General features: G+C 29.9%; 10 protein-coding genes. All 10 read left to right on the forward strand.

The window, feature by feature from the left end; translation table 11 throughout:
- Positions 1–127: 127 nt before the first annotated feature.
- The 10 genes from tsaB to HN894_02160 all read left to right on the forward strand — a co-directional run bounded on the left by tsaB (position 128) and on the right by HN894_02160 (position 10306).
- Positions 128–835, forward strand: a complete 708-nt coding sequence (tsaB, locus tag HN894_02115) for a tRNA (adenosine(37)-N6)-threonylcarbamoyltransferase complex dimerization subunit type 1 TsaB (protein MBT7142105.1) — start codon at positions 128–130, stop codon at positions 833–835.
- A 14-nt stretch (positions 836–849) separates the two neighbouring features.
- Positions 850–1701, forward strand: a complete 852-nt coding sequence (locus tag HN894_02120) for a hypothetical protein (protein ID MBT7142106.1) — start codon at positions 850–852, stop codon at positions 1699–1701.
- A 135-nt stretch (positions 1702–1836) separates the two neighbouring features.
- A complete protein-coding gene (locus tag HN894_02125; GenBank protein ID MBT7142107.1) occupies positions 1837–2628 on the forward strand; it encodes a ParA family protein in 792 nt (263 codons plus the stop codon).
- A 121-nt stretch (positions 2629–2749) separates the two neighbouring features.
- Positions 2750–3736 (forward strand): SMEK domain-containing protein, encoded by a 987-nt coding sequence (locus HN894_02130; protein ID MBT7142108.1) that lies wholly within the window; start codon positions 2750–2752, stop codon positions 3734–3736.
- Positions 3733–3963, forward strand: coding sequence for a hypothetical protein (locus HN894_02135; GenBank protein MBT7142109.1), 231 nt, complete (start codon positions 3733–3735; stop codon positions 3961–3963). Before HN894_02130 ends, HN894_02135 begins: the two co-directional genes overlap by 4 nt.
- Positions 3938–5653, forward strand: a complete 1716-nt coding sequence (locus HN894_02140) for a DUF2326 domain-containing protein (protein MBT7142110.1) — start codon at positions 3938–3940, stop codon at positions 5651–5653. Before HN894_02135 ends, HN894_02140 begins: the two co-directional genes overlap by 26 nt.
- 229 nt (positions 5654–5882) lie before the next feature.
- Positions 5883–6767, forward strand: a complete 885-nt coding sequence (locus HN894_02145) for a ParB/RepB/Spo0J family partition protein (protein MBT7142111.1) — start codon at positions 5883–5885, stop codon at positions 6765–6767.
- A gap of 41 nt (positions 6768–6808) precedes the next feature.
- Complete coding sequence (locus tag HN894_02150; GenBank protein ID MBT7142112.1) at positions 6809–7372, forward strand: hypothetical protein; 564 nt, start codon at positions 6809–6811, stop codon at positions 7370–7372.
- A gap of 36 nt (positions 7373–7408) precedes the next feature.
- Positions 7409–8992, forward strand: a complete 1584-nt coding sequence (locus tag HN894_02155; protein MBT7142113.1) for a transglycosylase SLT domain-containing protein — start codon at positions 7409–7411, stop codon at positions 8990–8992.
- A 117-nt stretch (positions 8993–9109) separates the two neighbouring features.
- The gene (locus HN894_02160; GenBank protein MBT7142114.1) at positions 9110–10306 is read left to right on the forward strand and encodes a fused response regulator/phosphatase; all 1197 of its coding nucleotides are present in this window, start codon (positions 9110–9112) and stop codon (positions 10304–10306) included.
- The last annotated feature ends 325 nt before the right edge of the window (positions 10307–10631 follow it).

Below are 10631 nucleotides of genomic sequence, written 5' to 3' on the forward strand. Positions count from 1 at the left end.
TCAGACAAATATTTTTCAAAAAAAACTTCTATTAAACTGTAAAATCTCAAATTTTCTGCTTTCAATTTTTCGTAAAATTTCAATCTATTTTTACAGAATAGCACAAATAAATAATTCGTAAAAAATATTGGCACTAATATTAAACATAGAAACCTCTACAAATGTATGCTCGATAGCTCTGGCTAAAGCTGGAGAAGTAGTTTCCTACAAAGAAAGCAGCGAAGACAAATCTCATGCTTCTTCTATTACTGTTTTTGTTGAAGAAGTTTTTCGAGATACAAATTTTGAATTAACCCAAATTGAGGCTGTTGCAGTGAGCAAAGGTCCGGGTTCATATACAGGACTAAGAATTGGTGTTTCTACAGCTAAAGGAATTGCTTATGCGATAGAAAAACCATTAATCAGCGTTTCAACTTTGCAATCTTTGGCACTCGGATTGTCAGAAAAATTTGTTTCGGAAAAATCTCAGAGTATTCCAACACTTTTTTGCCCAATGATAGATGCCAGAAGAATGGAAGTTTATACCGCAATTTTCGATCATCAAAATATTCTGAAAAAGGAAATTTCCGCAGAAATAATCACCGAAGACTCATTCGCCGATTTTCTTGCGAACAACAAATTGATTTTTTTTGGAAACGGAGCCAAAAAATGCAAAACAATCATAAAGCACCCAAATGCCGTTTTTATTGACAATATTGACACAAGTGCTACAAAAATGAGCAAAATATCTGAGCAAATATTTCAAAATAAAATCTTTGAAGATCTGGCTTATTTCGAACCATTTTATCTGAAAGATTTTGTTGCAACTATTCCAAGAAAAAACATCTTCAAATAAGAAAATCGCTACAAATGTCATTCGTAAAAAAAAGTCTGATATATTTTTTAATTCTATTTTCTCTGAATTGTTTTTCTCAGTCAGATATTTGGTCGGTAGGAACAGCAATTACTCTCGACAAGAATGATTATAGATACGGAGTATTTCTTCCATTTAGTTATGGTTTGACAGAAAGTTTTGAAGTGTCTGCAAATGTTATCCCTTTTTTGTTAGTTCCAAATATTTCAGCGAAAAAACAATGGACAAATCAACGATGGATAATTGCAACAAACCACAGTATCCATTATCCAAGCTTCGGATTAAAAGCTGCAGCTAATACCGAAATTTACGATATTCTACCGGATACATCCATCATTCCTCAAATTATTGCCTTTAAAAATGAAATTTTAATTTCACGAGGATTTGCAAGTTCAAAATGTAATGCTTTCGAAAAAAATTCCGATGAAGTACGAACAAATGCAAATTTCATACTTACACTAAAACTCGGTTTTCAATTCGCTTCAATATTTAAAGACAGCAATTTTCCTGCAATTAATAAAGCATATTTATATCATAAGTCTTCGATTTATCACGATAAAAATTTGCTATATGCAGGCATCGACCTTGACGGAAAATTTTTACCAAAACTAAATTATACTATCGATTTTGATTTTTTACTTTCAGATTTCAAAGAGATTGCTTTGGAGCAAAAATCAATAATTATTTGGAATAAAAGCAGCAAATTTTCAGTTCTGCTGGGCTACAAATTGTTTTATGTTCCTCCTATCGAAAACCAGTTTTTTATTATGCCATTTACTGATTTTGTCTGGACCTTTGCATCTGCAAAAAAATTAGAATTGGGATTATTTGGCAGAAAAATGTTTTGATAAAAACATTAAAGTGTGCATTAACACTGAAAATTGCATTTACAATATTTCACTATAATTTCTGTAGTTGGACAAATGCTAAAAATTTAATACATTAATTTTTAACTTTGCATTTTTATAAATAAAATAATTAATATGGCAAAAGTAATTGCACTGGCAAACCAAAAAGGAGGGGTTGGGAAAACAACAACAGCAATTAATTTGAGTGCTGCCTTGGCCGTTTTAGAGTATAAAGTTTTACTTATTGATGCTGATCCGCAAGGAAATTCAACTTCAGGAATAGGTTTCGATGTTCGGCATATAAAATCAAGTATATATGAATGTTTGATAGACGATGTAGATCCTAATAGTGCTATTCTGAATACAGAAATTGAATATCTCGATTTACTTCCTTCAAATATAGATCTTGTTGGTGCCGAAATTGAAATTTTGAACAGACCCAATCGGGAAAATGTTTTACGTAATGTTATTGAAAAAATCAATAAAAACTACGATTTTATATTTATTGATTGCTCGCCATCATTAGGATTGATAACCGTAAATTCCTTAACTGCTGCAGATACTGTTATGATTCCAGTTCAGTGTGAATATTTTGCTTTGGAAGGGCTCGGGAAACTTCTTAACACAATCAAAATTATACAAGGACGTTTAAATACTGCTTTAGAAATTGAAGGATTTTTGCTTACTATGTACGATACACGATTAAACCTCTCTAACCAAGTTGTAGATGAAGTTAAAAAACATTTCAAACAAATGGTTTTTGATACAATAATTCAAAGAAATGTTACACTTGGCGAGGCGCCAAGCTATGGCCAATCAGTTTTGTCTTACGATATTAAATCAAAAGGCTCTAAAAATTATCTGAATTTAGCAAGAGAACTTTTGCAAAAAAATAATATGACAAAAATTGATCAATCTATGATTTGATGTTTGAAATATCAGATTCTTAGTGTTTCGTAAATATACATAAGAAAACAAGTAAAATTTGAAATCCATAGTAGAATTGGAAAAATGTTAATGTCAGAATTATTAAATAAGGAAAAACTCAATGATTGATTTAAGGCAAAAAGCATTTAATAGTATTAGCAGAGTTTTAGCAATAACTCGCTATGATATTGAACAACGCCAGTTGATAAATGAATATGGATTAAATATACACGCAGAAAATTACTTTAGAGATGTGTTCAATTTTGTTTACGGCTACAACTTTGAAAATGATAATTTTAAAAGCCAAAATAGTTCTTGTGTTGATTTAGTAGATGAAAGTCGGAAATTAGCCTATCAAATTACAACAACCCGAACAAAAGAAAAAGTTGAAAACACATTTAAAGCCCTAAAAAAAGAAAAGTATAAAAATTATACCATCAAAATATTTTATCTTCTTGATAAATCAAAACCTAGTGAAAAAACCATTGAAGAATTCAAAAATGATTATGGAATTGATTTGAATGATTGTTTATTAGACTACACAGACTTGATAAATAAAATAAATGACCTTACAGATGATAAGCTCATCGAATTAGACAATAAACATTTCAAAAACAATACAGAAAAATATACAGATGAAATTGTATTAAATCTTGTTTTTAAACACCTAATACAAAATTATTCTAAAATAAACCCCAACTATGATGATGATTTTGGAACTATTGATACTAGTGAAAAAATAGAACTAAATAATATAAACAGTAGAATTGCAAGTGAAATAAATGGCGGTTTAGATTACATCAATATTGTAGATAGTGAAAATGATTTATTAAGTGATTTGAGAAAATTAGTAGTAGATGAATTATATAAAGATATTTTAGTGCATTTGTTATTGCCTAAAGTGTCAAAGTCTGTATTAGTGGATAAAACATTATCGGAACTAAATGATTTATGCAAAACTAATAATATAGATTTCAATAAAATTATTAATAATTTACATCAAAATTTAGAAGGTAAAATAAATATCAAAGACTTTAATTCAATGTCAATTAGTTGGATTATTATATCTTTCTTTTTTGAAATTTGTGATATAGGTATAAAAAAATGATAATTCCTAGTAATACTATACAGCCTGTTGATAGTCTCATAAGTATTTCAGCTATTATTATTGAAATATTAAAGGAGGCTAATATGTCTTTGGATGATTTGTTGGAGGTATTTAATAGAAGGTATTATAAGAAAATAGCAATAGAAAAATTGATTTTAGCAGTTGATTTTCTCTATATGACGGATAAAATAATGGATAATAATGAAATTATTAAAATTAACATCTAGTAATCCAAAATTCAGAACAATAAACTTTGAAAAAGGTTTAAATATTGTTGTTGGTACGCAATTGACCAAAGAGCAAAAAAAATCTATTAATGGTATAGGAAAAAGTATGTCCTTATCTTTAATTCATTATATGTTTGGTTCAAGTTTTAAGACTAAAGCAGATAAAAAACTCAAAGAGTATTTATCAAATTATGGAGACTTTATATTAACTTTTATTCATCGTGAAAAAGAACATATCATAAAGAAGAATTTTTCGCAAAGAGATTTTTATTTAAATGGGGGAAAAGTAACACAAACCAATTACCCAAAAGAATTAAACAAACTATTTTTAGGTAGTGTCGATTCTAAACCATCATTTAAACAAACTTTTAATTGCTTTGCAAGAAAACATAGTAGCGAAATAAGTTATTATAGTAATATTTTAGCACAACAAGGTCGTCCGCTTGAAGATTATTCCCAAAGGTATGCTAACCTATCTTTACTTAAGATTGATTTAAAATTAGTAGAGAAAAGTTATGATATAAAAAAGAAATTAGAAAAATTAGAAAAAGCTAAAACAACTATTGAAGAATACAAAAAGGCTCTGGATAGTTCAAATGTCAATGACATTAAAGATGAAATTAAAAGATTAGATATTCAGTTACGAGATTTTATTATAGCAGAAAATTTTGATGCATTAAAGCAAAAAGCAGATGACTTAACATCGCAACTAAATGAACTTAGGAATCAGATATTTTTTAACGACAACAGATTAAAAAGAAAAGAAATAAGCCTTGAAGATTCAAAAAGCACAAATATTGATATAAAAAAAATAGAGCAGCTTTTTAATGAAGCTAATTTCTTTTTTGAAGATAAGGTAATTAAAAGGCTAGACCAAGCACAAGAATTTCATACAAATTTAATAATTAATAGAAAAAAAAGATTATCTATTGAAACTAGAGATTTAAAAATATTATTAATTCAGTTACAAACTGACAAAGAGAGCATATCTACAAAAAGAGATAGTATCTTAAAGGACTTAAATAATAGTGGAGCTTTGGAAGAAAGAGATAGTCTAAAAGATAGAATCAAGACTCTTGAAACTGAAAAAAATGATTTAGAAAAATACGAAAATATTTTAAGTGACTTCAAAAGAGACAAAAGTGATTTAGATGTGAAAAACGCTATCGTAAAACAAGAAAGCATTTCTTATCTCGAAAAAAATCACGAAGAACACAATGAAAATGAAAGAATATTTAGAGGTTTAGTAAAGCGATTTTACGACAACAAAGGAGGTTCTTTAAAAACAGAAGAAGCACCAACAGCAAAATATCTTTTTAATATTAATTCCCACATCCCAAAAGAAGGTTCACAAGGTGTTGGCGAAGTAAAGATATTTTGCTATGATGTTTTGTTGTATTTACTAAATAAAAATGCACTTAATTTTTTAGCACATGATGGATGTATCTTTTCGGAAATGGATCCAAGACAGAAAACAACAATTTTTAAAGTTATTTTAGAACTGATAAAGGATGATAATTTTCAATATTTCTTAAATATTGGAGAAAATACATTAAATGAAATTTTAGACGATAATAATCAAATAGATATTTTAACAAAAGAAGAAAAAGAAACCATAACACAAAGTATTAGATTAGAGTTATCAGACAAAGAGCCTAAATATTGGTTATTTGGAGAAAGTTTTGATTAAAATACTTGAATGGTTAGAAGAATGTACATTCCTTTTCATTACAAAAAAGATAATTGAATGTTGATTACAAAAATGATCTGAAATTTTGAATAAAAGAAATGTTAAGTGAATACTTTAAAATATATGAAAAATAATATCAAGAGAACTAAATTGAAAGAACAAACTTGTATTAATAAAAAACAAAACACTAATTGCTAACATAAGAAAAAATCAAATAACCAACTAACATATGGCAAAAAAAAATGTCTTAGGAAGAGGATTAGGAGCATTGATAAGCGATGCAGACGAAATCATATCGCCAAAAAATGAACTTATAAACGAAATCAAAATTGACAAAATTGAAGTAAATCCTTTTCAGCCAAGAAAAGAATTTAATGAAGAAAAATTGAATGAATTAGCTCAATCTATCAAAAATCTTGGAGTAATTCAACCAATCACAGTTCGTAAAATTAATGAAGATAAGTATCAATTAATTACTGGTGAACGCCGGCTCAGAGCATCGAAAATAGCCGGACTTTCGAAAATTCCATCTTATACTCGCACAGCTAACGATTCAGAAATTCTGGAGATGGCGCTTGTTGAAAATATTCAACGAGAAGATTTAGACGCAATTGAAATTGCTCAAAGCTACCAACAATTAATAGATGAATGTAATCTCACCCAAGAAAATCTGAGCGAACGGGTAGGGAAAGGACGAGCTACGGTTACAAACTATTTGCGGCTTCTGAAACTTACTCCCGAAGTACAACTTGGTATAAAAAATAATAAAATCCAGATGGGTCACGCTCGTGCCTTAGTAAATATTCAAAATCCTGAAAAACAAATAGAAATCTGTTTAAAAATTATTGATGCCGAACTATCTGTAAGGAAAGCAGAAGAGTTGATTAGCAAGATAAATCTGGTTGATAAACACTCGAAAAACAAACCAAAGGGCAAATATTCGACCCCAACAGAATATCATCAGTTAGAAAACCATCTGTCGAAATATTTCAAAACCAATATACAATTTGTGAAAACAAAAAAAGGAAATGGTAGGATTGTTATTCCTTTTAAAAGCGATTCTGAATTGGAATATATTATTGAACTTTTAGACAAAAAAGGAAGCGAAATATAGTTTAGCCTGTAAAATTCAATTTGAAATACAAAATCAATATATTGAAAAGTTTTTCATATATCATTCTAATTTTTGCAATTATTGTTTTGAGCAAATTCGCAAAAGCACAAACTATTGATACATTAGCAAATCAGCAATATATGAATACTATTCATTCGCCACGAAAAGCTACAATTTCTTCAGTAATTCTGCCCGGTCTCGGACAAGCCTACAACAAAAAATATTGGAAAATTCCTGTTATCTATGCAGGTTTTGGAGCATTAATATATGCTGCAAATTTTAACAATACCGAATATAAACGATTTAGAAAAGCATACATAGCTCTAACCGATGATGATGAAACAACTATTGACGAATTTCAAGGTACAAGGTCTTCCGACGAAATCTTATTTTTTACTACCGAATACCGTAGAAGCCGCGATTTGAGTTTCATTGGAATGTTTGCATTATATGTGCTAAATATTGTAGATGCCTCAGTCGATGGATATTTCTATAGCTTCGATGTAAGCGAAGATATTTCTTTAAATCTACAACCAAAAATGCTGAATATTGCATACATCGAAAATGCACCCGGAATATCTCTTACTCTTAAATTTTATCATTAATTTTAAACCTATCAACAAACAAAATCATAATCTTAAATGAAACAAAAAATTTCAATATTAATATTCATACAATTTTTATTCAATTATAGTTTATCTTTTGCTGCGACAGACACTAACGATTCCACCAAAACCCGAGACTCGTTAGAAATAAATTATCAGATGAAAAACTTCAGGTTTGCTGACAATCTGGATAGTTTGGTAAATCTTTGGTACATAAAAAAAGCAGTTTCGGCAAATCATATCGACACTAATTTCTCGCTTGCAGATACAAGCCTAATTCCAAGTTTTGCTGATTCTGTTTTTATAAGCCGTTTTGCTGAACTAAATTCAATGATAGACCTTTCGTTCAACTCAAATGTAAAAAGTTACCTTAATGTTTACACAAAAAAGAAGCGCGACAAAGTTGAAATAATGTTAGGACTTACCGACTATTATTTTCCAATTTTTGAAGAAGTTTTGGCATATTACGATCTTCCACAAGAATTAAAATATTTACCTGTAATAGAGTCGGCTCTAAATCCAAGAGCAGTTTCACGAGCTGGTGCTACCGGACTTTGGCAATTTATGTATTCTACCGGAAAAATGTATGGACTTGAAATAGGTTCATATATCGACGAAAGACGCGACCCAATAAAATCGAGCCATGCTGCTGCTCGTTTCCTGAAAGACCTATATAAAACTTTTGGAGACTGGACACTTGTGATTGCAGCTTATAATTGCGGTCCTGGAAATGTAAATAAAGCCATTAGACGCTCGGGCGGAAAAAGAAATTATTGGGATATATACTATCGTTTGCCGCGCGAAACACGCGGATATGTTCCGGCATTCATAGCTGCAAGCTACACCATGAATTATTATGAAGAACATAATTTGCAGCCTAAAAATATAGAAATTCCAACTGTTACCGATACAATTTGTGTTAAAGAAAAGCTTCATCTGGGGCAGGTTTCCGAAGTTTTAAACATTCCAATTCAGCAATTGCGAGACATGAATCCACATTTCAAAAAAGATATAATCCCCGAAAACAAAAAGAAGGATTATTTTTTGAGAATTCCTGAACAATACATTGCAAGTTATATCGATTTGGAAGATTCTATTTTTACCTATAAAGACTTGGTGTTTTTTAATCCTGAACACATTTCAAAATCGCCTGCAAAATATTCTGCATCGAGCTATTCGGCACCTCCACCAAAGAATAGTGTGAAATTATACTATCATGTTCAAGCTGGCGACAATCTGGGATATATTGCCAGTTGGTACAATGTGGGTGTTTCAAAACTCAGAGGCTGGAATAATATTTACAGAAACCTGATAAAGGTTGGGCAAAAATTAGTGGTTTATGTTCCAAAAGATGAAAAGAAAAAGTATTCCAATATTAGTTCAATGACTTTCGAGCAGAAACAAAAATCGATAGGAAAAACAGTTTCTGTTAGTCAAAAAACCAAAACAACATATAACTCCAGCTATGTATATTACACCGTAAGAAAAGGCGATAATCTTTGGACAATTGCAAAAAAATATCCGGGTGTTTCAAACTACGATATTATGAAATTGAATAATATTTCTAATGCAAAAAATTTAGTTATAGGTCAAAAACTCAAGATTAAAGTTAAAGGATAGTTTGCTTGAATTATTTCCCGATAGCTATCAGGAAATTGATGAATTATGAATAAAAGATTGTTAATTTATATTTTTTAATAAAACTAAAAAGAAGACAAGACAAATATTATAAACGAAATGTATTATCAAAAGAAAAATAGTGATTTCAAAATACTTATAGTAGATGATGTTCCGAAAAACATTCAGGTTGTAGGAAATATTCTATTAAAAGAAAACTATCAAATCACTTATACCCAAACTGGCATACAAGCCATTTCTATGGCAAACGATAACGATTTCGATTTAATACTTTTGGATGTGATGATGCCAAATATGGATGGCTACGAAGTATGTAAAATATTAAAATCTTCAAATAAAACAAAAAATATCCCTGTAATTTTTCTTACTGCAAAAACCGATAACGAAAGCATTATAAAAGGATTTGAAGTTGGTGGTGTCGATTTTCTAACAAAACCTTTTAATGCAAAAGAACTTCTCGCAAGAGTAAAAACACAGCTCGATTTAAAAGAAAAAACTGAACTTCAGGAAAAGGCAAATGCCGAACTTGCTCTAAAAAATCAGCAAATTACGGCAAGCATTAGGTATGCTCATACTCTTCAATGTGCTTTCCTTCCAAGCCAAGCCAATATTAAAAAATACTTCAACGACTTTTTTATATTAAATAAACCTAAAGATATTGTTAGTGGCGATTTTTATTGGCTTTCAAATAAAGACGATAAAACATATTTTTCTGTTTCTGACTGCACAGGACATGGTGTCCCCGGTGCATTTATTAGCATTCTTGGCATCACTTCATTAAACGAAATCATAAATAAATATAATAACTTATCTTCTGCCGAAATACTTGTAAAACTTCGCGAAATTGTGATTTCATCCTTGCATCAAGCCGGAGAATTAAACCAAACAAGAGACGGGATAGATATGGCTTTTTGCATATACGACCATCAAACAAAAATTTTGCAATTTTCCGGAGCCAATAATCCGCTTTATATTATTAGAGATAATGAATTGATTGAAACTAAGGGAGATAAAATGCCCATTGGAATTTATACTGATGAAAGGAAAGATTTTTCAAATCACGACTTTCAAATGCAGAAAAACGATATGATTTATATTTTTTCTGATGGATATATTGATCAATTTGGTGGAGAAAACAACAAAAAATTCAAATCAAATTCTTTTAAAAAACTGATATTAGAAATTCATCAAAAGCCCATGAACGAACAAAAGCAAATTCTGGAACAAACCATAATTGACTGGATGGGCAATTTTGAACAAATAGATGATATTTTGGTTATGGGGGTTCAGTTTTAGTGATTCTCCTTATTTAAAGTAAGACAAAAAAATTCACTACGCTACTTTTTCGTATAAATGTTTCTGAAATTCTATAAACAACGAACTGATGTTTTGAACATCTCCTAATCCAAGTTGGGCTAAATCATTGCGAGTATCAGCAAGAAACAACTATTTTCTATAGCTGTTTCAGTAGGACAAGACAATTGGATATTCCGGTCATGTTGACCCCTCAATCCGGCCATATTGACCCCTCTAGATTTTGGTTTTAAAGAACGCTTTAATATGACAAAATTTCAGTTTACAAAATCATTTTTTCATACTTCAAATTTACTTTTTTTTCTTA

This window comes from Bacteroidota bacterium (assembly GCA_018692315.1).
Classification (GTDB): domain Bacteria; phylum Bacteroidota; class Bacteroidia; order Bacteroidales; family JABHKC01; genus JABHKC01.